The sequence below is a fragment of the Streptomyces sp. NPDC091376 genome (genome assembly GCF_044757085.1).
Lineage (GTDB): Bacteria > Actinomycetota > Actinomycetes > Streptomycetales > Streptomycetaceae > Streptomyces > Streptomyces pratisoli.
Genome location: NZ_JBIVUF010000005.1, coordinates 261575 through 286179 on the forward strand (window position 1 = coordinate 261575; position 24605 = coordinate 286179).

Here is a 24605-nt window from a genome sequence, read left to right on the forward strand (position 1 = left end):
CGTTCGCGTCACGCGCGGGGCAGGCGCACCACGGTGACGAAGAAGTCGTCGATCTTCCGGATCGCGGCGATGAACTGCTCCAGGTCCACCGGCTTGGTCACGTACGCGCTGGCGTGCAGCTGGTAACTGCGCAGGATGTCCTCCTCGGCGCCGGAGGTGGTGAGCACGACGACGGGGATGTGGGTGAGATCCGCGTCGGCCTTGATGCGCTCGAGGACCTGCCGTCCGTCGTACTTGGGCAGATTGAGGTCGAGGAGGATGAGATCCGGGCGAGGCGCGCCCGCGTGCTCGCCCTGCCGGTAGAGGAAGTCGAGCGCCTCCTCCCCGTCGCGCACCACGTGGAGGGTGTTGCCGATCTTGTTGTCCTCGAACGCCTCCCGGGTCATCAGCTCGTCGCCCGGATCGTCCTCGACGAGGAGGACCTCGATGGGCTTGGTGGCGGCGTTCATGCGGGGTCTCCTGTGGTCGGACGCGCGTGGTCGGTCGTGTCCCGCCGGGGGCCGGGGACGGCCTCCGGCACGGGCTCGGTCTCGGGCTCGGTCTCGGGGCCCGTCGGGGATGCGGGCAGGACGAAGTGGATGCGGGTGCCGTCGGTGTGGGCGGTGTCGATCCAGATACGCCCTCCGTGATGTTCGACGATCTTCTTGCACAGCGCCAGGCCTATGCCCGTGCCGGAGTAGACGTCACGCCCGTGCAGCCGCTGGAAGATCACGAAGACCTTCTCGGTGAACTCCTCCGGGATCCCGATGCCGTTGTCGGTGACGCAGTAGTGCCAGGCGGGCTCCTCGCCGCTCGTGTCCGGCTCGGCGGTGATCCGGACGACCGGCGGGCGCTCGGGGGCCCGGAACTTCACGGCGTTGCCGAGCAGGTTCTGCCACAGCATGGTCAGCAGCATGGCGTCGCCGGTGATCGTGTGCAGGCGTTCCGGGCGCTCGATCGTGGCTCCGGCGTCCTCGACCGCCTCGCTGAGGTTGTCCAGCGCCTCGTCCAGGGTGGCGCCGAAGTCCACCGGGTCCCTGTCGTCGTTGACGCGTCCCACACGGGAGTAGGTGAGCAGGTCGTTGATCAGGACCTGCATGCGCTTGGCGCCGTCGACGGCGAAGTCGATGTACTGCTTGGCCCGGTCGTCCAGCTGGTCGCCGTACCGCTTCTCGAGCAGCTGGCAGAAGGACGCGACCTTGCGCAGCGGTTCCTGCAGATCGTGCGAGGCGACGTAGGCGAACTGTTCCAGCTCGGCGTTGGAGCGGCGCAGTTCCACGGCCTGTTCGTCCAGGTCGGCGGTGCGCTGCGCGAGCAGTTCCTCGCGCTGCCGCGAGGCCGTCAGTGCGTCCAGGACGCGCACCCGCATCGCCTCGACGGCCTTGGCGAGCTGCTGTGCCTCCGCCGGTCCCGCGGGCTCGATGCGGTGGTCGAAGTCACCGTCCGCAACCCGCTGGGCGGCTCCGCGCAGGGCGTTCAGCGGGCGTCCGACGGCGGCGTGCAGCAGGAATCCCAGCGCAGCGGCGATCGCCACGAAGGCGGCCAGCATGCCGGTGAAGAGCCAGTTGTGGGCGGAGCGGGTGCGGTGCACCTCGTCCCTGGCCGCGGTGCGTTCCGCGAGCAGGTCCCGGTTCAGCTGTCCGAACTGGGCGCGCAGTTGGTCGAAGGCGAGCTTGCTCTGCTGGAGTTCCGCGGCCACGGGCAGGGTGCCCTGCCGGGTCCGTTCCACGAGGGGCTCGGCGTGTGCCGTGCGCCAGGTCCCGGCCGTGTTCTCCACACGGGTGAGGTCGGACAGCAGCTGTGGCTCGCCGGCCAGCGCCGGCCGCAGGGCCCGGGCCGCGGACGCGGCCTCCTTCTGTCCCAGGGTGTAGGGCTCCAGCCAGCGCGGGTCCCGGCTGAGGACGAAGCCCCGCACACCGGTCTCCTGGTCGAGGAGTGCCTTCTGCAGGCGGTACGCGTCCACCCGCGCCGGCTGGATCCGGTCGACGAGGTCGTCGGACTCGGCGGCCACGCGTCCCAGCAACTGGGCTCCGACCACGGCGAAGCCGCCCACCACGAGCAGGATGGCGGCCAGCACGAGCCCGAACCAGGTGGGCACGGTCAGCCGGGCGAGAGGGATGCCCGGGAGGCGTCCGGTGTTCCGGGCGCTCGGGTCTTCCTGGCTGTTCACGTCTGTGTGTTCCATTCGAGGTGGAGGAGGGCGACGTCGTCACTGTGGCCACCGTGCTGGGCGGACAGGGCACGCGTCTCGGCGATCAGTGCGGTGACGAACTCCTCGGCACGTTGTCCGGCATGTCTGCCGGCGAGGGCGAGCAGGCCGTCCTCGCCCAGTCGTCGCCCGTCGGCGCTGATCCGCCCTTCGAAGAGCCCGTCGGTGAACAGGGCCAGCGCCCCGGCGGCCGGGAGGTCCAGATGGTCCTCGCGCCAGAGACCCATCCCGTCCGGCAGGAGGCCGAGCGCCGGCCCGGCGGCCGTCTCCACGAGCCGTACACCGGCGGGCCCACGCAGCAGCAGCGGGGGATGACCGGCGCGGACGACCCTGGCCTTCGTCAGGCCCGGGGGGAGTTCCACGGTCGTGACGGTGGCGAAGATCTCCGAGCCCGTGCGCTCGGCCACCAGGACCTTCTGCATGAGCTCGCACACGCCCGTGCCGCTCACCCCGGCCAGGGTGAAGGACCGCCAGGCCACGCGCAGGCAGACACCCAGCGCGGCTTCGTCGGGACCGTGCCCGGAGACGTCTCCGATGACGGCGTGGACCGTTCCGTCCGCGGTTTCCACGACGTCGTAGAAGTCGCCGCTGAGCAGTCCCAGGGATCTGCTCGGTTCATAGCGGGACACCACGTCCACCGTGTCGCCGTGGAGCAGGGGCGAGGGCAGCAGACCGCGCTCGAGCCGTGCGTTCTCCTGGGCGCGCATCCGGCTCGCTTCCAGGGCGACCGCGGCGTGCTCGATCTGGCGGCGCTGAACCGCGTATCTGATCGAGCGTTCCAGTACGGTCGGCTCGAAGACGCCCTTGATCAGATAGTCCTGGGCGCCGGCCGCGACGGCGGACAGACCGACGCCCTCCTCGGCGAGACCGGTCAGGACGACGACCGCGGCACCGGGCGCGACGGCCAGTACCTGGCCGACGACATCCAGGCCCTGGGCGTCCGGCAGATGGAGGTCGAGCAGGACGCACTGCGCGGGCGCGCCGTGGGCGCCGCTGAGCGCCGTCCGGGCCTCGGCCATCGAGCGGGCGCGACTCGGACGTGCGGTCAGGCCGCTGTCCCGCAGCGTCTCCTCCACCAGGAGGGCGTCGCCGTCGTCGTCCTCGACCAGCAGGATCGTCACATGGTCGGCATCGGTCCGGAGATCGGACGGCGACACCCGGGCCAGAGGCACGAGTGGAGCGGACGTTCTCGGGCCCGGAACCTCCGGATCGTGCCCACCGACAGGGCTCCTCACAGCCGACCTCCCCTGCCCCCGGCCGTGCGCGTGCCACGGGCGCAAGCAGAATACTTGCCGCCCGCCAATAATTGCAGTCGCGCTGCTCCTGGCCGTGGGCACCCTCTCGATCAGGCCAAACAATGCGGGGATCAGGTCGGTTGCGCATACGACGGGGGCGGTGGCCGTAACGGCCACCGCCCCTGTGCTCTCGTCGGGATGTGCCAAGGTCTCGCTGGGTTCGCGGCCGGTGCGGTCATCGCCGGAAGGCGTCCCGGATCTTGTGGACGGCTTCCCGCAGGTCGCCCCTCGCCCGCATGGAACGGCCGTCGGCCGTCATCCGCTCGTTGCCCACGAGCCGCCCGACGGCTTCCTTCACCGCGCCCTTCGCCTGCTCCGCGCGGGCTGACTTCTTCGCGTCGCTCACTGTGCCGGCCTCCTCGACCTCGTCGTACGAGCCGCTGGTGCGGAGACAACCGGGTACCCGGGACCACCGGGGGCAAACCGGCCGCGGGCACGGTGACGGGCCACGCCCCTCCCGCCCGCCGGGAACCTCTCACCCGCCGGGGGAACATCCGTTTACTCAGCGCACGCGCGGTAACACGCCGTAACAGAAGCGATGCGAAGAGAGAATGCGAAGAGAGAACCGGCAAGGAGGAAGTCATGGCCCTCAGCGTGCTTGCCATCCTCGGGGTGGCCGCAGCCATGGTTCTTGCGCTCGTCCTGGCCCGCCCGGCGAGGCGCAGGAACACCGGCGGCTTCCGGCGCCGCCTCGCCCGCCCGAGGCTGAAGCCCCTGAGCAACATCGAGCGGGAGCAGCTCATCTCCCAATGGACCGTGATCAAGGCCCAGTTCGTCGATGCTCCTGCCGTGGCGACGACCAGGGCGGACGAGTTGCTCGGCCGACTGGCAACCGCTCGCGGGCTCCCGTCCGATTCGTACGAGCACCGGCTCCGCGCCCTGAGCGCACTCTTTCCCGCCGAAGCGAGTGGAGCGCGGCGACTGCACGCGGCCTCCGAGCGGGCCGCGACGGGCGACGCGGACGTGGAAACCATGCGTCGGGCGATGATCGCGGGCCGCGGGGCCTTCGAAGCGCTGGTCACGGCCGGGCCGCACAACCACGGCCCCGAAGCCGCCACACACCGGACGATCGCCCTGGCCCGACGGGTTCCCCCGCAGCGTTCCGGGCCCCTCCTGCCCTGAACACGCGGGGCTGACGGCGCGTACACACCTACGCCCGCACAGCGGTGACCCGGGCCGGGCACGCCGCGCCTCGGGGCGACGGCGTACGACCCCGGGCAGAGCGCCCGCACCCCGGTCGCAGCGGACGACGGGTGAGGAGCGCGCGCTGCTGGGTAGTCGGAGTTCACGGAGAACGAGAAGGCGCGGGGGTGAACATGCTGTCAGGTGATGTGGCAGGGGAGCGGCACCCGCCTCAGCGGCCGATAGTGCCCTTGAGCGCGGCAGCCGCCCGCGACCATGTGAAACGGCTGCTGGAGGAGCACTTCCGGCGCCGGTTCCAGAGTTCCGCCCCGGTGTCGGCCCTGACCGACGCCCTGCTCGTCACCTCGGAGCTGGTGGCCAACGCGATCCGGCACGGAGGCGGCGTCCGCGGCTTCACCGCACAGGTGACGGACCGCGGACTGATCGTCGAGGTGAGGGACCGCAGCACCGACACACCCACGGTGCGCCGGCGGTCCGGCACTCAGGTGTTCCCCGTAGGCGGTTACGGCTGGCCGCTCGTCCAGCGCCTCGCCACGGAGATCGACATCGCTCCGATGAGGGACGGGAAGAGTATCCGCGTCCTGCTCCCACTCGCCCCGTCCGGCCTTTCGTGAACACGGCGTGAGGAACACGCACGCCCGGATCCGCCTCCTTCAAGGGACCGGCACGGCCACCGCGTTGAGACCGCCGCGGCCGAACTCGCCGAAGTATTGCCTGTGATGGATCCCGCACACGGCTCGTAGGGGTGCTCGCCGGCCATCGCTCGACCGTCGCAGGCCGTCGGTGGCGGACGAGTGGTGCGATCGGGCGACCTCCGGCTCGTCCCCGGCGCCGGTTCGCGGTCCGACGACACGGTCGTGGCCCGCCAGGGAACGGGCAAAGGAAACCAGACCCACGAGGCGGGTGACCTGGCCCGCGGCCGCGCGAAACGGCATGAATCGCGGGGCGAGGGCTTTTGCGAGACCCTGGGACGCAGGAGCGCGCCCGGCAGCGGCGACGAGGGACGGGCCGCGGGAGGAGGGCGCCCCGAAGCCGCGACGCATGTCCGGCGTGACACCCGCGCAGCGAGGAAGGCGGGCTGTGATGAGCGACTCAGACACGGGCGCCGCCGGGAGCCGGGGCGAGACGGCCCAGCTCTCGGCGATCAGGTTGAGCGTCAACGATCAGGTGCGGCGGCTCGAGGTGGATCCACGGACCTCGCTGCTCGACGCGCTGCGCGAGCATCTGCGCCTGAGCGGGACCAAGAAGGGGTGCGACCACGGGCAGTGCGGCGCCTGCACGGTGCTGATCAACGGCCGGCGCGTCAACTCCTGCCTCACGCTGGCCGTCATGCACGAGGACGACGAGATCGTCACGATCGAAGGCCTGGGCGACCTCGACGACCTGCACCCCTTGCAACGCGCCTTCGTCGACAGCGACGGCTTCCAGTGCGGCTACTGCACGCCCGGCCAGATCTGCTCCGCCGTCGGCATGCTCGCCGAGGTGGAGGCGGGCTGGCCCAGCCACGCCACCGCTGACGTGACCGCGCCGCAGATCGCGTTGACCGACGAGGAGATCCGCGAGCGGATGAGCGGCAACATCTGCCGGTGCGCCGCGTATCCGAACATCGTCGCGGCCATCCGCAGCACCGCGGAGGGAGACCGGGGATGAGGTCCTTCACGTACGAGCGAGCGACGGACGCGGAGGCAGCCGTCGCCGCCGTGTCCCGAACGGGCGCGAAGTTCATCAGCGGCGGCACCAATTTGCTCGACCTGATGAAGCTCGACATCGAGAAGCCCAGCCATCTGGTCGACATCAGCCGGCTTCCGCTGCGGGACATCGAAGAACTCCCGGACGGCGGACTGCGCATCGGCGCCCAGGCGGCGAACTCCGACGTGGCCGCCGACGCGCGGGTGCGCACCCGCTACCCCGTGCTGTCGGAGGCTCTGGTGGCCGGCGCCTCGGGCCAGCTGCGCAACAAGGCTTCCACCGGTGGAAACCTGCTGCAGCGCACTCGCTGCCCCTACTTCTACGACACCGCGGCGGGCTGCAACAAACGGGATCCCGGATCCGGATGCTCGGCGATCGGCGGATTCAACAGGATGCACGCGATCCTCGGTGCCAGCGAGTCCTGCATCGCCACCCACCCCTCGGACATGGCCGTCGCGATGACCGCGCTGGCGGCGGAGATCGAGCTGCTCGACGCCGATCAGTCCGCACGCCGCGTCGCCATCACGGACTTCTACCGGCTGCCGGGCGACACGCCGCACATCGAGACCGTGCTGCGGCCCGGCGAGATGATCACGGGCGTCGTCCTGCCCCCGCCCCCGCCGGGTCGCCAGAAGTACCGCAAGGTGCGCGACCGGGCGTCGTACGAGTTCGCGCTGGTCTCCGTGGCGGCCGTCGTCTCGACCGACCAGGGAACGATCGATGAGGCGCGGGTCGCGTTCGGCGGTGTCGCACACAAGCCGTGGCGGTCCGTCGAGGCGGAGGCCGCGCTGACCGGCCGTCCGGCCACGATGGCGACCTATCGCGCCGCCGCCGAGGCGGCGATGAGCGACGCGGTCGGGCAGGGGCTCAACGACTTCAAGATCGAGCTGGCCAAGCGCACGCTGTGCCGCACGCTGGCGCAAGTGGCCCGGGCGAGTTGAGGAGGCGGCATGATCGGGCAGGCTCTGAACCGCGTCGACGGCCCGTCGAAGGCCGTCGGCCGGGCCACCTACGCCTACGAACACTGGGAGGCCGGCCAGCCGCTCTACGGGTTCATCGTGGGCGCGACGATCGGCAAGGGCAGCATCGCCCGGATCGACACCGAGAACGCCGAACAGGCCCCCGGCGTGCGCATGGTGATGACCCATCTCAACGCACCGGAGCAGGGCGCTCGCGACGAGACGATTCCGTTCGAGTACTGGCGCGCCCAGCCGGAACTGACCGGCCCCGACATCCACCATTACGGCCAGCCGGTGGCCCTCGTCGTCGCCGAGACCTTCGAGCAGGCCCGGGCGGCGGCCGATCTCGTCGACGTCGAGTACACCGGCGGTCGGGGACGTTTCGACTTCGCCGAGCAGGAAGACGAGGTGTACATCCCGAAGGTGGTCAACGCCGGTCTCCCCACCGACACCGCGGTCGGCGATTTCGATGCCGGGTTCGACAGCGCGGAGGTCAGGGTCGACCAGTACTACACGACGCCCTACGAGTTCTCGCAGCCGATGGAACCGAACGCGTGTCTGGTGGAACCGCGTGACGAGGACCTGTTCGTCTACGTCAGCTGCCAGATCGTCGACGCGGCGCAGGCCTCGGTCGCCGCTACCCTGGGCATCGACCTGGAGCGGGTTCACATCGTCGCCCCCTTCGTCGGCGGGGGATTCGGCTCCAAGCTGGGCATCCATTCCGAGACGATCCTGGCGGCGCTCGCAGCTACCGTGCTGCGCGTGCCCGTCAAGGTCGCGATGACCCGGCAGCAGATCTTCCAGCTCGTCGGCATGCGTCCCACATCCAGCCAGCGGGTCCGGCTGGGCGCGGGTCAGGACGGACGGCTGGCGGCGATCGCCCACGACGTCACCATGCACACCAACCCCGACGTGGAGTACGCCGAGCAGACCGCCGCCACGACCCGCAGTCTCTACGCCGCGCCCCACCGGCTCACCAGCCACCGGCTGGCGCCGCTCGACCTGCCGCGCGGGACGGACGTCCGCGCACCGGGCGAGGCACCGGGCATGCTGGCGGTCGAGTCGGCGATGGACGAGCTGGCCCATGCGCTCGCGATGGACCCGGTCGAGCTGCGGATCCGCAACGAGCCCACCGTCGATCCCGAGCGGGCCGTTCCGTACAGCGACCGGCATCTGGTCGATTGCCTGCGTGAAGGCGCGCGCCGGTTCGGCTGGGAGCACCGCCCCGCCACCCCGGCGAGTGCCCGCGACGGGCGGTGGCTGGTCGGCTACGGCATGTCGGCCGCCATCCGCGGACACTTCCAGGGGCCGACCACGGCGCGGGTGCGCCTGGAGGCGGACGGCACCGCCGTCGTCCAGACGGACATGACCGACATCGGCACCGGTACGTACACCGTCCTGACCCAGGTCGCCGCCGACGGCCTCGGGCTCCCGCCCGAACGCGTGCGGATCGACCTCGGACGCTCCGACCTTCCCACCAGCTGGGGGTCCGGAGGCTCGTGGGGCGCCACCAACTCCTGCACCGCGACGCATCGGGCGTGCGCTGCCCTGCGAGCCAAGCTGCTGGACTCGGCCTGCGCCGACGCTCGTTCCCCGCTGCACGGTCTGGACCCGGCCGACGCCGTGTTCTCCGACGGCGACGTGAGCATCGCAGGCGCGACCGAGGAGCTGAGCGAGATCGTCGCGCGCGGCCACCCGGAAGGCGTGGAGGCGGAGGGGCAGGTCCGCTACATGGGCGACGACCCGAACTACACCGACTACTCGATCAACACCTACGGGGCCCATTTCGCCGAGGTGGGGGTCGACGCGGACACCGCCGAAGTCCGTCTGAGGCGGATGCTCGGCGTGTTCTCGGTGGGCCGCGTGTTCAACTCGAAGACGACCCGCTCGCAGCTGATCGGCGGCATGATCTGGGGGGTCGGCGCGGCCCTGGAGGAAGAGGCGGTCGTCGACTCGCGCTCCGGCGCCTTCGTCAACCGTGACTTCGCGGGGTATCTCGTGCCGGTGCACGCCGACATCCCCGACGTCGATGCCGTCGTCCTCGACAGCTACGACGACAAGGCCAACCCCCTGGGCGCGAAGGGCGTCGGTGAGGTGGGCATCTGCGGGGCCGGTGCGTCGGTCGCGAACGCGGTGTTCAACGCCACCGGCGTGCGCGTGCGCGACTTCCCCATCACCATCGAGAAGCTGCTGCCAGGACTGCCACCGATGGATGCCTGAGACCGGGGCGTGCCTGGGACCGGGGCGTGTCTGGGGACCGGGGCGTGCCTGGGGACCGGGGCGTGCCTGGGACTGGTGCCTGGGACCGGGGCGTGCCTGGGACTGGTGCCTGGGACCGGGACGTGTCGACGTGCCCGGGACGGCGGTGGGCCCCGCCGCGTCAGGCGTTCGGTGCCTGCTCAGGCACCGGTGGGTTCGGCGGCGAGTGCGTCGAGCAGGGCGGCGCGATGCAGACCGGCTATCGGGCCGAGCAGATCCGGATGACGCAGCAAGGGCGCGGCGTCGTGATCACGCCGGCTGGGCACGGTCAGTCTCCGCGCGTCCCCCGCGGCTCCGGTGCCGTGTTCCGTCGCGGACAGGGCGGACGCGGCCCGGGCAGCCAGGCGGGGGTCGGCGAGCAGGTTCGCGGCCCAGCTGACGACGGTTTCGTCCACCCAGGTGCGCCAGGAGCGGTCCGCCTCCTCCGCCCGGTGCTGGTCCGCGCCGGTGAGTGCGTCCAGCCGGCCCGAGCCTCCCGGGCCGAGCATGTTGAGCAGTTCGACGTCGAGCGTCGTGGGACAGCGCAGCACGGCGGCGACGGTGGCCGCCTGTCGTGCCTGGGCCTCGGCCAGGGCGTAGTTCATGGCACCGGCTGCTGCCGGGAAGGCGGTCAGCAGCCAGCGCGTGGCGGCGGCTATGACGTGCGAGAGATCACTGGGCATGTGAACCGTCCTTCACGCGCGCCCGGTGTCCGTCTGGGTGCGATGCGGCCGCGCTGTCGCGCATGGCTCGTCAGCGTAGGCTGCCGCCCCCGGTCCCTCACTAGGAGCTGTGTCACAGGGACCGGGTCGGGAGCGGCCACGGCCGACCGATGTCCGCGGGCCGAGGGGGTCAGGACCTGCCGCGGCCGCTGACGAAGTCACGTACGCGGTCCACCAGCCCCGCTCCCGGCGCGAGCAACTTGTTGGCCGGCGGCGTATCGGGCGCGGAGGGATGCGGTCGGGTGGGAGCCATGGCCTTGGCCCGTCGGATCTTGTCGCCGAGATCCTCCAGCGCTTCGGGCGTGCACGCCTGGCGCAACCGCGGGAACAGCTGCCCTTCCTCGTCGCGGATGTGGGCGTTCACGTGGTCCATCATCTGCTGGAGGGTGGGGTGGAACTCCACATCGTCCACCCGCATCTGCTCCAGGTGCTTCATGAGCTTCTCGGCCACGGCGTGTTCCGCGATCTCCTTGTCCGCGATCTCCGCGCCACCCTCCACATGCTCACGGACGGCCGGGTACAGGTACTGCTCCTCGGCCACCGAATGCCGCACGAGTTCGATCGTGACCTCGTCCACCAGGGGGCGCAGCTCGCTGCTCCCGGTGGTCAGCGCCTCGATCCGGGAGAACAGCTGCTCCACCTCACGGTGGTCCGCCATCAGCTCCTCGATCACATTCCCGCCGTGCCCCATGCCCTTGTCCTCCCACATCGCCCAGTAGCCGGAGGTGACCGGCGACGCCACATGCGTTCCCCGTCGCCCACCTGCTGTCCGTGGCACACGGGGCAGGCCACCCAGCTGGCGGCAGCCGGGTCATTCCTCGGCGGCGGCGATCAGGGCCGCTGTTCGCAGGTGAGGCCCACGCACTCGGTGACGACGTCACGCAGGCTGCCGGTCCGTTCCAGGATCGTGCGCTGGACCGCTGCTCCGTTGCCGTCCCTCAGCAGGCGGGCCAGTGCTTCCTGGGCGGGTTCCGTGTCCCCGTGGTCGTCCAGGGCGTCGCGCACATGGTCGAAGAGCGCACGCACCACTGTCTCCGCGGGCGCGGGGCGCATCGTCAGAGGGTGGAGCAGCCGCCCTTCGAGTCCGTAGCGGGCGGCCTGCCAGGCGGCGAGTCTCAGCAGGGGCTGACCGGGCTCCGCCAAGGGCTCTTCCGCCTGCCATCGGCGGGCCGCCGTCTCGACCAGGCCGCGGACGAGGACGGCGAGGAGCACCGTCGATCCCGCGTCCAGGCACACATCCGCGACTCTGACCTCGACCGTGGGGTACCGGTGGGAGAGCCGGGCATCGAAGTAGATCATCCCTTCGTCCCTGAGGACTCCGGTGCCGACCATGTCCCGCACCTGCCGGTGGTATCGGTCTGCCGATCCGAAGATCTCCGTGGGGCCGGCGGACGGCCATCGGCCCCAGACCTCGGTCCGGTAACTGCTGTAGTCGCTGTCCCGGCCCTGCCAGAAGGGGGAGTTGGCGCTGAGGGCGATCAGGACGGACAGCCAGGGGCGGATCCGGTCCAGGACGGCGACGCCCTCTTCGTCGGAGTCCACGGAGACGTGAACATGGCATCCGCAGGTGAGCTGCTCCTGCAGCGCGAGCCCGAAGCGCTCCGCCATCCAGTGGTACCGCGCGCCCACGGCCACGGATGCACTGACCGGGAGCGGGGACGTGGCGAGGGCCGCGACGGCCACCCCGATGTCCTTGGCATGGTGTGCCGCATCGGCTCGGCACCGCCGGATCTCGGCCGCGAGTTCCTCCGTCCGGGTGCAGGGCCGGGTGGCGAACTCCAGCTGCTGGCGCTGCAGCTCCGACTCGAACACCTGCTCCTCGTCCGGCGCCTCCCTGGAAGCCACGGCCAGCACAGCCGCCGACACGGCTCGGGGCTCACCCGTTTCCGCATCCACCAGGAGGAGTTCCTCCTCCACTCCCACGCTCCGCACGGCTCGCGCCCCCTTTGCCGGTGCGCCCGGTCAGGAGGACCCGGAGCCGAGTGCGTCCAGGGCCTCTCCCAATGAGGTGACGGTACGGACCGAGGTGTGCGGGCCCCCGAGGTAGCCGCCCAGTGTGACGACCCAGGTGCTGCCGCGCCGGCCGCAGCTGAGAACGCCGAGCGGGGAGGGGCCCGCGGACGAGGGTCGGCCGTCACCTTCATGCATCCTCAACGTCTAGCAGGCTCATCGGTCCGCTTCCAGGGGGCCTGGGCCACGCGGTCCGTCCCGCGGGTGTCGTGAGGGGTACGACGACCCGCGGAAACCCTGTCGGAGAGCCGGTTGCTCCGCCACCGGACCGAATAAGCCGTTGGGGTCACCCCGGTGGGATCCGCCGTTTCGATCGGCCGCTCGCACGGGCGTTGTCCTACCTCCGTGCGAGACTCGAAGAGTGATTATCGAACGTGTGTATGTTGCCTCGTCCGATGAAGGGGAATGGCCCTGGACCGTGCCCTGCGTGCGCGGGCTCGTGGCGGACGGCCTGCGCCTGAGCGCGCCGGTGACCTTTCTGGTGGGGGAGAACGGCTCGGGCAAGTCGACCCTGGTCGAGGCCCTCGCCGAAGGCTTCGGCCTGGACTCCTGGGGCGGCTCGCACGACTGGCGCTATGCCAGTCACCGCCCCAAATCGGTGCTCGGTGAGCGCATCCGCTTCGACGCGGCGCCGCGCGGGCGGCGCATGCTCGGCAACTGGTCCGCCCGCAAGGGCTTCTTCCTGCGCGCGGAGACGGCACTGGACGCGCTGGACCGGGAGGGGTTCGCCCCGGATTCCGTCAGCCACGGCGAGGGCTTCCTCGCGGCGTTCCGGGGGAAGTTCCTCCAGCCCGGCCTGTACGTGATGGACGAGCCGGAAGCGGCGCTGTCGTTCGCATCCTGTCTGGAGCTGCTCGGCCATATCGACCAGTTGGTGAAGAGCGGCGGCCAGGTCATCTGCGCCACGCACTCTCCGCTGCTGACGGCGCTGCCCGGTGCGGACATCATCGAGGTCGGCGACCACGGTATGCGCCGGGTGGCCTGGGGCGAGCTCGCCCTGGTCGACCACTGGCGCCGCTACCTCGCCGAACCGCAGTCCTACCTGCGGCACGTCCTGGGGTGACAGCAGCCGGCGGCCGTGGCCCGTCCTGACCCGCCCTGCCTCGGCCTGACCCGTCCCGTGTCGGGGAGGACGTCAACCCGCCCGGACAGAGCCAGGTGTACGGAGCGCGAGGAAAGCCACGTCGTCGTCGTTGTCGTCCGGGCGCGCCTGCGTCAGCAGGGAGTCGCTGAAGGAGTCCAGCGGACGACGGGCCAGGGAGGCGGCGTGCCTGCGGAGCTGGTTCATGCCCTCGTCGAGGGGGTGGCGGCGTGATTCGACGAGACCGTCGGTGTACAGCACGAGGGTGGACCGGGGCGGCAGGGTGAGGACCGCGTCGGTACGGGGAGTCGTGCAGCCCGTGCCGAGCAGCAGTCCGTGCCCCTCCGTCAGGAAACGCGTCCTGCCGTCGTGGGTGACCAGCAGCGGCGGCGGGTGGCCCGCGTTGGTCCAGTGCAGCTGCCAGAGCCCGTCGTCGCACATGGTGAGCCGGGCCAGGACCATCGTGGCCATGGGCACTTGGAGGATGCGCATGACGGCCTGGTCGAGGAGCGTGACCGCGGCGCAGGGCGAGTCGGGCTGCGTCCAGGCGAAAGCACGCAGCATGTTGCGGATCTGAGCCATGCCGCCTGCGGCGTCGAGGTCATGACCGACGACGTCACCGATCGCCAGCGCGGTCGTCCCGTCGATCAGGGAGAAGGCGTCGTACCAGTCGCCACCCACCTGGGAGGCGTGCGGAGCGGGCACGTACCGAGCCGTCATCTCCAGCCCCGGCACGGCGGGCATCTGGGGCAGCAGGTGCCGTTGCATGGTCTCGGCGACCTTGCGCTGCCGCTGGTACAGGCGCGCGTTGTCCAACGCCAGGCCCGCCCGCCGGGTGATGTCCTCCAGGAGCGGCAGATCAGCGGCGGTGAAGGCCTCGGGACGGTCCGAGCGCCCCAGCGTCAGTGCGCCCAGCACTTCCCGCAGGCCGCGGATCGGGGCGATGACGGCCGAATGCATGCCGGTCTCCGTGAAGAGCCGCTGCTGCTCGACCGCGATGCCGGAATCCGGTGGCCCGTGATAAGTGGACGCGCTGGCAACGGTCGAGGCGGCGCCGCGCAAGGCCCGTGACAAGGGCATCGGCGATTCCTGAGGCACCGGAGGCATCGGACCCTGCAGATCCACGCGCTCGACGAGGACGCCGTCCTGCTGCTGAACGACGAGGGCACGCCGTACCTCGTCGACCTCGGTGATCAGGTCGACGATCGCCCAGTCCGCGATCCGGGGCACGGTCAGTGCGGCCAGGCGGAGCAAGGCCTCGTCCACGTCCAGGGTCGAGGTGAGCCGTGTGGTGGTCTCGGCGAGCAGGGCGAGACGGTCGAGTTCGGTCAGCCTGGTGGTCCCGGCCTCGACCTCGCGGGATTCCGGAGGCCCCTGCGGCTGGTACAGCAGCACGAGGGCGCCCAAGGATTCGGTGCCGAGGGAGTAGGGCGTGATGAGCCAGGACAGGCCGAGCAACGTGCCGTCCGCGCGGGCGAACCAGTCCAGGTCACTGTGTCCCGTGCTGTACGTGAGGAGAGCCTCCCTCAGTCCGCAGCGGCTGCGGGGCAAGGGGTGCCCGTGACTGTCACGGTGCAGCAGATCATGGGCATCCTGCCCCACGAGCTCTTCGGCGGACCTTCGGAACAGGCTCCGGAACCGCTCGTTGACCGCGACGATGACCCCCTCGTCGTCCACCAGGAGGGCGGCCGCCATGACCGCTTCCAACTCCTCGCCCAGCAGTTCCCCCGGCGCGGTCCCGCACACGCGCAGGGGGTCCGCTCCATGACCGGGCGCGGTGACGTCCATGCCCCTCCTCGTGATGACCCCGACCTGAAGGCTGTACCTCAAGAACACCATGCGGGCACGAATCCGCCCCGTCTACGACCGATACATCGTCCCATCTTGATCCGGAGGTGCCGGCCCCGCGGCGCCGAGCTGCCCGGCCCGGCGGGACGCCGGCGCCACGGCAGGCGGCGTCACGACCGCCGGCGCCACGACCGCCGGCACCCGCGGGTCCGCTCCGCGCCTAGTGGGAACGCCTGCGGCGTATGACCATCATCAGCAGCGCGAACGTGGCGGCGGCCGTGCCGGCGACCAGCGGCAGCCGATTCCTTCGGGCCGTTTCAGCCGCTTGCCGGGCCGAAGCCTGCACCACCCCGGGCGTGGTGTCGCGGAGCTTCTCGCCCGCCGTCGCCGCGGTGGCGGCGATCTGTTCCTTTGCGACGCCCGCCTTCTCCCCGAGCTGGTCCTTCATTCCGGTCGCCGCCTGCATGGCGCGGGTCTTCACGTCCGTCTTCGTCATCAGAGCCTCCACGGTCCTTCCGAGTTCCTCGCGGGTGTGCCGGGCCTGTGCGCGCAGTTCTTCCGGGGTCGGCTTGTCCGGATCCGCGTCCGGCGGCCCCGGAACTGTCGCCGCGCGACGGCCCTTTGAGGGGGTGGTGCTCATCGGTGTCTCCTTTCCTCGATCTCTCGTACATCCGTTCTGGCGCCGCGCGCGGCATCCCCGCAGAACGGGCGGTGCCGCCTCCAGGACGTTCTTCCTGCCCGCGTGCGCGGCACTCGCGGTCAGTCCCCGCGGGGCAGCAGGGGACCCAGCGGCCCGAGGTCGATGTTCAGGTCCTCGGGTCTGAGGCCGAACGTGTCCCGGAGCTGTCCCATCCGGTCTTCGAGCAGCGTCAGCGTGATGCCGATGCGTTCCTCCTGCTCGGGGGTGAGCTCCCCGGTCTCCACCCGGCGCAGCGCCTGACGTTCCATGAGCTGCCGCAAGAGCTCGACGACGGTGAGCACCAACTGGGCGAGATCCCGTTCGACGCTGTCGGCGTCGAGGTCCATGCGTCGTGCGGTCACGTCGTCACCTGCCCCGGCGCCGGGGACGGCTCGGCGGTCTCGGCGGTCTCGGCGAAGCCGAAGCACTCGGAGGAGGACGCGGAGGACGCCGAGGAGTCGGAGGACTCGGAGGCCCCGAAGGATGCGAACGGGGAGGCCACCGCCGGTCCCACCGAGCAGATCAGCGCGTTGAGGTCGACGCGCACGAGGTCGACGTCCGCGATACGCAGGGTCACATCCCCCTTGATCACCACACCACCGGCCAGCAGCCGGTCGAGGAGGTCAACCAGGGCGAGCCGGCGCTCCGCGAGAGCGGGGGAGAGAGGCTGCGCCCTTGTCTCCGGTCCTGTGCCGTGGTGCCTTGTCCCCGGCCTGTTTCCCGTCGGGGCCGTCATGTCGCCTCGCTCCGCCCGGCCGCAGGGGCGGCCGTCGTGACCGCGAAGGAGTACGGCGCCCATGGTCCCGTCAGCTCCACGCGCACCCCGGGACCGGGAGGCGTCAGCCGCTGCACGTCCGCGACGAACGCCTCGCAGAACTCGCGCGGTACGAGATAGGCGGCGTTGAGCACGTTGCCGCGGGTCACGCCCGGGAGACGGGGGTCCTGGGGCCGATGCAGACAGTCGGCCTCCGCACGCCGGCACAGCTCCGCGTGGATCCGGCGCGACACGGCGTCGGCCCGGGCCCAGGAACTGTCCGCGGTGTCGCGCTGCCGCAGCCGCTGCCGGAGGTAGTCCCGACCCGTCGTCGGCCGATCGCCGCGGGGCACCTCCGCACGCGTGTCAGGCGTCTCGGCCGTGTCCTCGGCGTAGACCTTGACCCCCCATTCGACCCGCCCGTCGAGCCGCTCCAGGGCCCGGCCGAACTGCTCGCGGCCCGAGTCGAGGAGCCGCTTGACGCCACTGTCGTCCTCGCACACGGTCACCAGGCGGAGCGGCAGAGGTGTGGTGCGTGTGGTCAGGGACCCGACCACGGCCTCGTGTCCGCGCGCGGTGGCGGCGAGCCAGTCGAGGTCCTCCAGCCGGTCGCGCAGCGGCGCCTCCGCGAAGTCCGCCGCGGGTACGTCGCTCACCACGGCGACCAGGCCGTCATGGGCGAGCAGCCGGGGAGGCGCGCCCGCCACGCCCCGCACCGCTTCGGGCAGGACCCCGTCGAAGGGACGGGTCACGGCGTACACGTAGCGCAGTTCAGTCATGCTGAATCCGCCTCCAGGGCAGCGACGCGCTGCCGCAACCGCTCGTTCTCCTCGGCGAGTTCACGCCGACGCGCCCCGGACGAGAGGGAGGGGTCGTCCTCCCACCAGTCGATGCCCATCTCCTTCGCGCGTTCGACGGAGGCGACGACGAGGCGGAGCTTGATGGTGAGGAGTTCGATGTCGAGAAGATTGATCCGGATGTCCCCGGCGATGACGATGCCCTTGTCGAGGACGCGTTCCAGGATGTCGGCGAGGTTGGCTCCCGAGTCCGGGGGACCGTAGGGACCGGGGAGCCGGCTCGGCGTCGTCATCGACGGCTCCGGGCCCCGGCCGTGGCGGGGACGGGCTCTTCGTCGTCGTACGCGCCCTCGTGCTCCGCCTCGTACGCGTCCTCGCCGTCGGCCTCGTCGAAGGCCTCGTCCTCCCCTTCCTCCTCCGGCTCGTCCTCGGCGGCGCCGTCGTCTTCGGCGTACGCGCCTTCGGGCTCCCCGGACTCGTCCTCGTAGCCGTCCTCGGCCACCTCTTCGTCCTCGTCGTCGTAGGCGTACGGCTCCTCGTCGCCGGTGTCCTCGTTCTCGTCCGCTGCCGGCTCGTCCTCGGTGCCGCCGGTCTCGTCCGCCGGCTCGTCGTCGGCGAGACCCTCCTCGTGGGTGGTCACGACCTCGCCGTCGCGGATCTCGCCGCGCCAGCCGTCCTCGGCCTCACCGCGCATCGAGATGTGGCGCGCGAAGTTCTTCAGGTCGAGGCGGGCCCGCCGTCCCTGGGCACGCCAGATGTTGCCGGTCTTCTCGAACAGCCCCTTGGGGTAGTACTCGATGACCAGCAGCACCCGCGTGAGGCTCTCGCCGAGCTCGTGGAAGGTGACGACACCCTTGGTGGTGCCCTTGGCGCCCTCCGAGCTCCAGGCGATGCGCGTGTCGGGGATCTGCTCGGTGGTGTGCGCCTTCCAGCTGCGACTGGACCAGAAGACCTTGAGGTTCCAGTCGGAGGTCGTGTCGTCCGCGGCCCCCGCGCTCCTGACGCCCTTGGCGAACGTGGAGAAGTCCTGGTAGCGGGTCCACTGGTCGTAGGCCTCGCGCACCGGAACACCGACGTCGACGGACTCCATGATGACGGTGGGCTTCCGCCCGCCTCCGCCCTTCTTGCCCCGCTTGCCGGAACCTCCGATGCCCTTCACGGCCTCCTTGACGTTGTCCTTGAGCCGCGAGGCGCCCATCTCCACCGCCGCACGCACGGGGCCCTTGCCCTCGGCGAGCTTGCGGCCGCCGTCGAGGGCGAGCCGGGCGAAACCAGGGCTGCGGCCCTCGGCGATGTCGGTGAGCTTGACCGTGCTCTCGCCGAGCTTGCGGCCGAGGCCGGCGAGTACGCGTTCGGTCTGCGCGAGCGCATAGCCCTGCAGTTCGGTCTTGAGCCGGTCGACCGCCTCGTGGTCGAGGGTGCCGAGCACGCCGTTCGCCTTCTTCGTGTCAGGCATCGGAGCGGCCTCCCCTCGTGCTGCTCGTGCGCGCTGTCGTCTTGCGTGCCGCCGTCTTGCGCGCCGCGGTCCTCTTTCCGTTGGCGCTGCTTCCCGAGGACGTACGCTGCGGCGCCGCCTTCTTCGCGGCCGCCCGTCCGGTGGACTTTCCGGAAGCCTTCTTCGGGGCGGAGCTCTTGACTGCCGGCTTCTTCGTGTTCCGGTCCCCGGACGCCTGCTCCGGTACGGAACTCCGTGTCTTCTCCTGCACGTCGTCGACCGCGCCGGTCACTCCCGCCACGCGGTCCTGGACGCCGAGGGTGCGTTCGTGCAGCCGGTCGGCGAGCCCGCCGATCTGCCGGTTGACGATCGCGCCGGTCGCGGCCTTGCCCACCCCGCGCAGGTCTTCGCGCAGCTGGTCGCCGATCTCCTTGAACTGCGGGTTGTTCTGCAGTTGCCCGGTGACCGCGTCGAGCAGGGCGCGGGGGTTCAGCTGCAGGCGTTTGCCCGCGACCATCGTGCCGACGGCGAAGGCCAGTTTCGCCTTCTTCGTCCGTCCCAGCAGATAGCCCGCTCCCACCGCGAGTCCGATTGTCAGCCTGTTGTTCATGGTGTCGGTGTACCTCTTTCAAGTCGGTCGAGGAGCTCGTCCTCGAGGCGGTCGAACTCGGCCTCGTCGATCTCGCCGGCCTCCAGCCGCCGCTGCAGCAGGGCGAGTTCACGCGCGATGGTCGACGGGTCGTAGTACTGCCTCTCCGCTTCGGCGGCGACCTGCCGGAGCACCCAGAAGGTCCCGCGTACTGGAGCCGCAGGCAGCAGGAGCAGCTCACCCAGCAGACCCATGGGACGTCACTCCACGAAGCTGTAGGGGGGAAGGGGGCCGTTGATCTGCAACGACAGCTGCGGGTTGGCCTTGGCGAGCGCGTTCACGGACGCGATGAACGACTCCGCGTCCTCCCGCGGCACCAGGCACGAGATGCTGGCGAGCCAGCCGCCGGACTCGGGTCCGACACTGACCGCCTCCGCGACCCGCACGAGTTCCTGGTGCAGCTGGTCGGCGTCGATCAGCTCCTGCTGCTGCACCACGGCCACGATGCGCTCGCCCAGTTGGAGCTTCTGCTCGTGCGTGCCGCCGCCTGCAGCCCGGTTGGCCTCGCTCAACGCGCGGAGCTCGGGCTGGTCGGACAGGACGCGGTGGAGCAGCGCATCCTCGTCGTGGGTGGCCTTCACGTTGTACTCGACCTTCCCGTCGAGTGCGGCGAGGCGCTCCTGGAAGTGCTCCGCGCGTTCGGCGAGCACGGCCTTCACCGCCGCGTCGTCGGGCGAGATTCCCCCGAAGCGCATCGGCAGCACCGCACCCGTCGCGGACGCCTCCGAGAGCACACGCTGGTGGGCGAGGAGGTCGCGCCGCTTGGGCCGCAGCGCGTCGGGCGCGTCGCTGACGATGGCGAGGAGTTCGCCTTCGGCCAACGTCCGTACAGGCAGCGGGGGTTCTCCCACGCCGACCAGTTCCGCCGTGGGCCCGGGGTGGGTGCGGTGGACGATGCCGTAGACGTACGTGCTCATTCCTGCTCCTCCTTCCTGCGTGACGTGCTGGTGCGTCGCGTGCGCGGCTTGGGCTCCGGCCTGCCCTCGTCGCGGGCCTTCTCGAACGCGTCGGAGATGGTCTCGGCGGCGCCGGAGAGTGCGCCCTTGGACTTGCCGCGCGCGCCGGACTCGGTGATCTCCCCGACGATCTCGGGCAGCCCGGGGCTGGCGTTCGGGCCCGACTCCAGATCGAGCCGGTTGCACGCCTCGGCGAACCGCAGATAGGTGTCGACGCTCGCGACGACGACCCGTATGTCGATCTTCAGGATCTCGATGCCGACGAGTGAGACGCGTACGAACGCGTCGATCACGAGTCCCCGGTCGAGAACGAGTTCAAGGACGTCGTACAGTCCGCTGGTGCCGCCGCCGCTGCGGCTCTGTTGTGCCGGAACCACGGTCATGGTCCGGAACCTCCCACTTCTGTTCGTGATGGTTCGTTGCAGGACATGCGGACGGCCACCCGGTCCCTCAGGAGGGATCCGCCCTTCCGCGCTCGTACCGCCTGACGCGGTGGTACGAGGCGAGTTCACCGTCGGTGGTGAGGGTGACCTCGTAGGTGGCGAGAAGACTGGTGGTGTCGGGAATCCGGGCGAGTTCCACGGTCTCGACAGCCAATTGCCAGCCTTCGTCGGTCCGCGCGAACGAGGAGACCGATTCCACGTGCATTCCCGTGAGTTCGGTGAGCTGGGACCTGGCCGCCCGCATCACTTCCGATGCGGTCGGCTCCCGGTCCGCCCCGGCCTCACTGTTGTTTCTGGATGAGTTCGTCATTGCCGCCTCGTCTTTCCTCGGGTTACCGGGCTCGGCGGGAGAAAACCTGACCCCCCGTCAATGCGGTGGATCAGTGGCCGATATCCGGAGCGCGCGGGGGCAACGGAGGGGCCTCCGGCGGAATGGCCGCTGTCGGCGAACTCCGCTTTGTGGCAGCCGACTTCAGCACATACGCCACACCGGCCAGCACGACCCCCACGAGCAGCGCCGCGACCCATGCGGGCATCACCGCGTGGAGCAGCAGCACCAGGCAGGCGGCCACCGCGGCACCCGCGTAAAGGCCCACGGCACCCGAGGCCGTGTAGAAAGCCGCCGTTCGCCGTTGTTTTCTCGTCTGTGCGCGCAGCTCGTCCGCAATCGCGTCCCGGACGACCTGAGCGACCTGTTCCGACAGGTTGGTGTCCATGGGCGCTCGCGTACCCCGGGTTCTCTCGGACACGCGTACGACACAGGAAACGACGGCTGTCCGCCGATGTCACCACCCCGGGCCGGCGGGAAAGCGTGCCTGTTCAACGGACCTGTGACGGCCCGGAATGCGAGAGGGGGAAGAATGCCGCCGTCGAGAAAGCGCGTAGCGTGATCGGCGCTAGGGATTTCGGCCATCGCCGGGCGGCGGAACTGATCGTCGACCGATGCGGCGATCGGCGTCTTGCGTGCCCCGGCCCTGCCAGCCACCCGTTGTGACCGCCTCGACGCCGGGCGCCGCACGACCTCGTCGATGCGCGACCAGGACACGGCCGCCGGCTCACGGACCGTGTGCAGCTCGGACGCATAGCCTTGTCGTTGGTGGGTGCATCTGCTTGACTCCGCCCGCTGAGGACCGATTCGCCGGGAGGACGCCATGGAGATCTCGCGCAGACGCCTGTTGTCCGCTCTGTCGGCGGCCGGTCTTCTGAGCGTGGTTCCCTCGCGGTCGGCGACGGCGGACGAGGTCGCCGCCGGCAGCGCACGGCTCCTGGCGAACACCGTGGCCGTCTTCGCCGGGACCGCCGAGACCAACGCCCGGCCCGAGACGGCGCCCAAGCTGGCGGCCGTCGTCAGAGCGGCGCGTACGAATCTGCAGTTGATGGACGCCGCGGGTGAGGACGAGCTGTTCGCGGGGCTCGTGCTCGGTACCAACGAGGCCAACCTCAACACCGCCTTCCGGCGCCTGTACGACATCGCGCTGGCCACGCGCACGCCGCGTGGCGCGGCCCCGGACCTGTACGGGAACACCGCCGTGCAGCGCCGGGTGATCGACGGTCTCCTCCACCTCCACGAGAGCTACTACGGCGACCAGCCGAAGGGCTACTACGGCAACTGGTTCCACTGGGAGATCGGGATCTCCCAGCACGTCAGCAGGCTGCTCGCGCTCCTCTCCGACGAGGTGAACGTCTACCGCCCGGACCTCGTGCGCACCTACGTCGCATCGATGGACGCCTATCTCCGCAACGGCGTCGACGGGGACGTGAACCTCGACTCCCGCTTCCACACGGGCGCCAACCTCGCCGACATCACCACCAACCGGATGGTGCAGGGCGCGCTCCTCGGCGACGACGCGCGCATCCGCAAAGCCCTCACCGATCAGCTGACGGTCTTCGCCACTGTCGACCCGTACCACCTCAACCATGGTGTCACCGACGGCTGCTACGCCGACGGATCCTTCATCCAGCACGCCTCCGTCGCGTACACCGGTTCGTACGGAAAGGGCCTGCTCACCCGTGTCGTCCAGACCCTGAAGATGCTCGACGGCACCGGCTTCGTGCACGGCGGGGACCTGGTTCCCACCGTCCAGGGCTGGGTCAGGAACAGCTTCGCGCCGCTGATCTTCGAAGGCTGGATGATGGAGATCGTCAAGGGGAGGGCGGTGTCACGGACGGAGACGGGCTACAGCGACGTCGCGGCGGTCGTCGAGGCCGTCGTCGACCTCTCCTCCCTCGCGAGCGGCGCCGATGCCGCCGCCCTGAAGAGCTACGTCAAACACATCCGGTCCACCTCGCACACCGCCCTCGACCCGGCCGGCTTCGTCTCCCCGGCTGCCATCGTGCGCTACGCGGACATCGTCGCCGACACCACCGTCGTGCCCGCGGACCTCAACACCCCCTCGCGCAGCGTGGCCTTCAACGCCATGGACAGGACCGTGCACCGCAGGCCGGGATTCGCCTTCGCCCTCGCACGCAGTTCCGGCCGCATCAGCAAGTACGAGTACATGAACGGCGAGAACCTCATGCCGTGGTTCCAGGGCGACGGGGCGCACTACCTGTACCTCTCCGGCCAGGACCAGGCCCAGGCGTACGGAGTCGACTACTACACCACGGTTTCGCCCTACGGCCTGGCCGGCGTCACCGCGCCGGTGGAGCAACGGCGCACGATCCCCGAGCTGTACGGGAAGCCGTACTACGACAACCCCGGCCACCCGCTGAACTTCACCTCGTCGTCCGAATCGCAGAACACCTACGTCTACTTCCCGCGCGGCACCAACGGGCATTCCGGCGGCGCCGTCCTCGGGGCGTACGGCGCGGCCGCGATGGTGCAGTCCGACGACGTCGCCTTCCGCGACAAGGGCGCGGGTCTGCTCCCGGTCGACTTCGCGGCCTACCGCAATGCCACGGTCACGAAGTCGTGGTTCCTCCTCGACGAGGAGATCGTGGTGCTCGCCGCCGGGGTCGGCGACCGTGACGGGCGAACTGTGACCACGACGCTCGACGCCCGCACCGCCGCGCCCGGCGACCAGGTCCACCTCAGCGGGACGGCCCGCGACGGCAGGCCCTGGACCGGCGCGGGCACCGGTGATCTGCAGTGGCTGCGCTACGCCAACGCGACCCGGGGGACGGCCGTCGGCTATGTCTTCCTCGACACCCCCCAGGTGAGGGTCGCCCTGGACACGGTCACCCGCAGCCGCCGCATCGTCCGCACATCGAACCCCGACACCGCCGTGACCCGCAGCGTCTTCAGCGTGACGGTCGATCAACCGCCCGGAGCCGAACCCCTCAGTTTCGCCTACGCGTTGGTGCCGAACGCGAGCGAGGCCCGGCTCCGCTCCTGTCCGGCGGGACAGCTGAAGGTGCTGGCGAACACCCCGCACCTGCAGGCCGTCACCCACACCGGCCTCGCCCTGACGGCCGCCAACACCTTCACGCCCGGCCGCCACGAGGCCGGCGGGATGCGCATCGACGGTCCCGCCTCGGTGATCGTCCAACACCGCCGACGCGACCTGACCACCGTCGCCGTGTCCGACCCGACCATGGAACGGGACACCGTCACCGTCCTGCTCCGCGGTCGGCCCCTGCGCGAGTCGACGTCGGACGGCGGCGTTCGCGTCAGCCCCGTCCACGGCGGCACCCTCCTGGAGTTCGACACGCGGCACGTGTACGGCCAGAGCCTGACGGCCACCCTGCGCCCATAGACCGGGGTTCCTTGGAGCGGGCTCCGTTGAACCGGGGTTCCTTGGACCGGGCGCAAGCGCTACCCGGACGGGGACGGCTCGGCG

The 24605-nt window shown here is 70.6% G+C and carries 28 protein-coding genes; 7 read left to right on the forward strand and 21 right to left on the reverse strand.

Annotation, left to right across the window (positions count from 1 at the left end):
* Nucleotides 1-8: 8 nt before the first annotated feature.
* The 4 genes from ACIQMR_RS13385 to ACIQMR_RS13400 all read right to left on the reverse strand — a co-directional run bounded on the left by ACIQMR_RS13385 (nt 9) and on the right by ACIQMR_RS13400 (nt 3829).
* Entirely contained in the window at nt 9-449 is a 441-nt protein-coding gene (locus tag ACIQMR_RS13385) for a response regulator (protein WP_401385534.1), read from the reverse strand.
* The gene (locus ACIQMR_RS13390; protein ID WP_401385535.1) at nt 446-2149 is read right to left on the reverse strand and encodes a CHASE3 domain-containing protein; all 1704 of its coding nucleotides are present in this window, start codon (nt 2147-2149) and stop codon (nt 446-448) included. The genes ACIQMR_RS13385 and ACIQMR_RS13390 overlap by 4 nt, the downstream gene beginning before the upstream one ends.
* Nucleotides 2146-3360, reverse strand: a complete 1215-nt coding sequence (locus tag ACIQMR_RS13395) for a PP2C family protein-serine/threonine phosphatase (RefSeq protein ID WP_401385536.1) — start codon at nt 3358-3360, stop codon at nt 2146-2148. Before ACIQMR_RS13395 ends, ACIQMR_RS13390 begins: the two co-directional genes overlap by 4 nt.
* Nucleotides 3361-3658: 298 nt before the next feature.
* Complete coding sequence (locus ACIQMR_RS13400; protein ID WP_401385537.1) at nt 3659-3829, reverse strand: CsbD family protein; 171 nt, start codon at nt 3827-3829, stop codon at nt 3659-3661.
* 236 nt (nt 3830-4065) lie between these two features.
* On the opposite strand from ACIQMR_RS13400, the gene ACIQMR_RS13405 reads away from it, so the two are divergent.
* The 5 genes from ACIQMR_RS13405 (at nt 4066) to ACIQMR_RS13425 (ending at nt 9494) form a co-directional block, all read left to right on the forward strand.
* Nucleotides 4066-4605, forward strand: coding sequence for a hypothetical protein (locus ACIQMR_RS13405; protein WP_401385538.1), 540 nt, complete (start codon nt 4066-4068; stop codon nt 4603-4605).
* Between the two features lie 245 nt (nt 4606-4850).
* On the forward strand, nt 4851-5240 hold the full coding sequence (locus ACIQMR_RS13410) for an ATP-binding protein (protein ID WP_401385776.1): 390 nt from the start codon (nt 4851-4853) through the stop codon (nt 5238-5240).
* A 469-nt stretch (nt 5241-5709) separates the two neighbouring features.
* On the forward strand, nt 5710-6276 hold the full coding sequence (locus ACIQMR_RS13415; protein ID WP_401385539.1) for a 2Fe-2S iron-sulfur cluster-binding protein: 567 nt from the start codon (nt 5710-5712) through the stop codon (nt 6274-6276).
* Nucleotides 6273-7256 carry an FAD binding domain-containing protein gene (locus ACIQMR_RS13420; RefSeq protein WP_401385540.1) on the forward strand — a complete coding sequence of 328 codons (984 nt, stop codon included), beginning with the start codon at nt 6273-6275 and terminating at the stop codon, nt 7254-7256. Before ACIQMR_RS13415 ends, ACIQMR_RS13420 begins: the two co-directional genes overlap by 4 nt.
* 9 nt (nt 7257-7265) lie before the next feature.
* A complete protein-coding gene (locus tag ACIQMR_RS13425; RefSeq protein ID WP_401385541.1) occupies nt 7266-9494 on the forward strand; it encodes a molybdopterin cofactor-binding domain-containing protein in 2229 nt (742 codons plus the stop codon).
* A 179-nt stretch (nt 9495-9673) separates the two neighbouring features.
* Here ACIQMR_RS13425 and ACIQMR_RS13430 read toward each other — a convergent pair whose 3' ends face one another.
* From ACIQMR_RS13430 to ACIQMR_RS13445, 4 genes are all read right to left on the reverse strand, one after another.
* Nucleotides 9674-10195 (reverse strand): hypothetical protein, encoded by a 522-nt coding sequence (locus ACIQMR_RS13430; RefSeq protein WP_401385542.1) that lies wholly within the window; start codon nt 10193-10195, stop codon nt 9674-9676.
* A 169-nt stretch (nt 10196-10364) separates the two neighbouring features.
* Nucleotides 10365-10925: a hemerythrin domain-containing protein gene (locus ACIQMR_RS13435; RefSeq protein ID WP_401385779.1), complete on the reverse strand. Its 561-nt coding sequence runs from the start codon at nt 10923-10925 to the stop codon at nt 10365-10367.
* A 140-nt stretch (nt 10926-11065) separates the two neighbouring features.
* On the reverse strand, nt 11066-12166 hold the full coding sequence (locus ACIQMR_RS13440) for a glutamate--cysteine ligase (RefSeq protein WP_401385543.1): 1101 nt from the start codon (nt 12164-12166) through the stop codon (nt 11066-11068).
* Between the two features lie 30 nt (nt 12167-12196).
* Entirely contained in the window at nt 12197-12382 is a 186-nt protein-coding gene (locus tag ACIQMR_RS13445) for a hypothetical protein (protein ID WP_401385544.1), read from the reverse strand.
* A gap of 223 nt (nt 12383-12605) precedes the next feature.
* Here ACIQMR_RS13445 and ACIQMR_RS13450 point away from each other — a divergent pair, with 223 nt between their 5' ends.
* The gene (locus ACIQMR_RS13450) at nt 12606-13307 is read left to right on the forward strand and encodes an ABC transporter (RefSeq protein ID WP_358667035.1); all 702 of its coding nucleotides are present in this window, start codon (nt 12606-12608) and stop codon (nt 13305-13307) included.
* A gap of 72 nt (nt 13308-13379) precedes the next feature.
* Here the strand turns inward: ACIQMR_RS13450 and ACIQMR_RS13455 are convergent, their stop codons facing one another.
* The 13 genes from ACIQMR_RS13455 to ACIQMR_RS13515 form a co-directional block, all read right to left on the reverse strand.
* Nucleotides 13380-15113: a SpoIIE family protein phosphatase gene (locus tag ACIQMR_RS13455; protein ID WP_401385545.1), complete on the reverse strand. Its 1734-nt coding sequence runs from the start codon at nt 15111-15113 to the stop codon at nt 13380-13382.
* Nucleotides 15114-15333: 220 nt separating this feature from the next.
* On the reverse strand, nt 15334-15753 hold the full coding sequence (locus tag ACIQMR_RS13460; protein ID WP_401385546.1) for a DUF3618 domain-containing protein: 420 nt from the start codon (nt 15751-15753) through the stop codon (nt 15334-15336).
* A gap of 119 nt (nt 15754-15872) precedes the next feature.
* The gene (locus ACIQMR_RS13465) at nt 15873-16139 is read right to left on the reverse strand and encodes a gas vesicle protein K (protein WP_401385782.1); all 267 of its coding nucleotides are present in this window, start codon (nt 16137-16139) and stop codon (nt 15873-15875) included.
* An 11-nt stretch (nt 16140-16150) separates the two neighbouring features.
* Nucleotides 16151-16528: a gas vesicle protein gene (locus ACIQMR_RS13470; RefSeq protein ID WP_401385547.1), complete on the reverse strand. Its 378-nt coding sequence runs from the start codon at nt 16526-16528 to the stop codon at nt 16151-16153.
* On the reverse strand, nt 16525-17325 hold the full coding sequence (locus ACIQMR_RS13475; protein WP_401385548.1) for a GvpL/GvpF family gas vesicle protein: 801 nt from the start codon (nt 17323-17325) through the stop codon (nt 16525-16527). Before ACIQMR_RS13475 ends, ACIQMR_RS13470 begins: the two co-directional genes overlap by 4 nt.
* A complete protein-coding gene (locus ACIQMR_RS13480) occupies nt 17322-17636 on the reverse strand; it encodes a gas vesicle protein (RefSeq protein ID WP_401385549.1) in 315 nt (104 codons plus the stop codon). The genes ACIQMR_RS13475 and ACIQMR_RS13480 overlap by 4 nt, the downstream gene beginning before the upstream one ends.
* The gene (locus ACIQMR_RS13485; RefSeq protein WP_401385550.1) at nt 17633-18799 is read right to left on the reverse strand and encodes an SRPBCC family protein; all 1167 of its coding nucleotides are present in this window, start codon (nt 18797-18799) and stop codon (nt 17633-17635) included. Before ACIQMR_RS13485 ends, ACIQMR_RS13480 begins: the two co-directional genes overlap by 4 nt.
* Complete coding sequence (locus ACIQMR_RS13490) at nt 18792-19388, reverse strand: DNA primase (protein ID WP_401385551.1); 597 nt, start codon at nt 19386-19388, stop codon at nt 18792-18794. The genes ACIQMR_RS13485 and ACIQMR_RS13490 overlap by 8 nt, the downstream gene beginning before the upstream one ends.
* Nucleotides 19385-19621, reverse strand: coding sequence for a gas vesicle protein GvpG (locus ACIQMR_RS13495; protein ID WP_401385552.1), 237 nt, complete (start codon nt 19619-19621; stop codon nt 19385-19387). Before ACIQMR_RS13495 ends, ACIQMR_RS13490 begins: the two co-directional genes overlap by 4 nt.
* A gap of 6 nt (nt 19622-19627) precedes the next feature.
* Complete coding sequence (locus ACIQMR_RS13500) at nt 19628-20344, reverse strand: GvpL/GvpF family gas vesicle protein (protein ID WP_401385553.1); 717 nt, start codon at nt 20342-20344, stop codon at nt 19628-19630.
* A complete protein-coding gene (locus ACIQMR_RS13505) occupies nt 20341-20766 on the reverse strand; it encodes a gas vesicle structural protein GvpA (protein WP_401385554.1) in 426 nt (141 codons plus the stop codon). Before ACIQMR_RS13505 ends, ACIQMR_RS13500 begins: the two co-directional genes overlap by 4 nt.
* A gap of 67 nt (nt 20767-20833) precedes the next feature.
* Nucleotides 20834-21136, reverse strand: a complete 303-nt coding sequence (locus ACIQMR_RS13510; RefSeq protein ID WP_401385555.1) for a gas vesicle protein — start codon at nt 21134-21136, stop codon at nt 20834-20836.
* A 70-nt stretch (nt 21137-21206) separates the two neighbouring features.
* Complete coding sequence (locus ACIQMR_RS13515) at nt 21207-21542, reverse strand: phage holin family protein (RefSeq protein WP_401385556.1); 336 nt, start codon at nt 21540-21542, stop codon at nt 21207-21209.
* 435 nt (nt 21543-21977) lie between these two features.
* Here ACIQMR_RS13515 and ACIQMR_RS13520 point away from each other — a divergent pair, with 435 nt between their 5' ends.
* Nucleotides 21978-24521 (forward strand): polysaccharide lyase family 8 super-sandwich domain-containing protein, encoded by a 2544-nt coding sequence (locus ACIQMR_RS13520; protein WP_401385557.1) that lies wholly within the window; start codon nt 21978-21980, stop codon nt 24519-24521.
* Nucleotides 24522-24605: the final 84 nt, after the last annotated feature.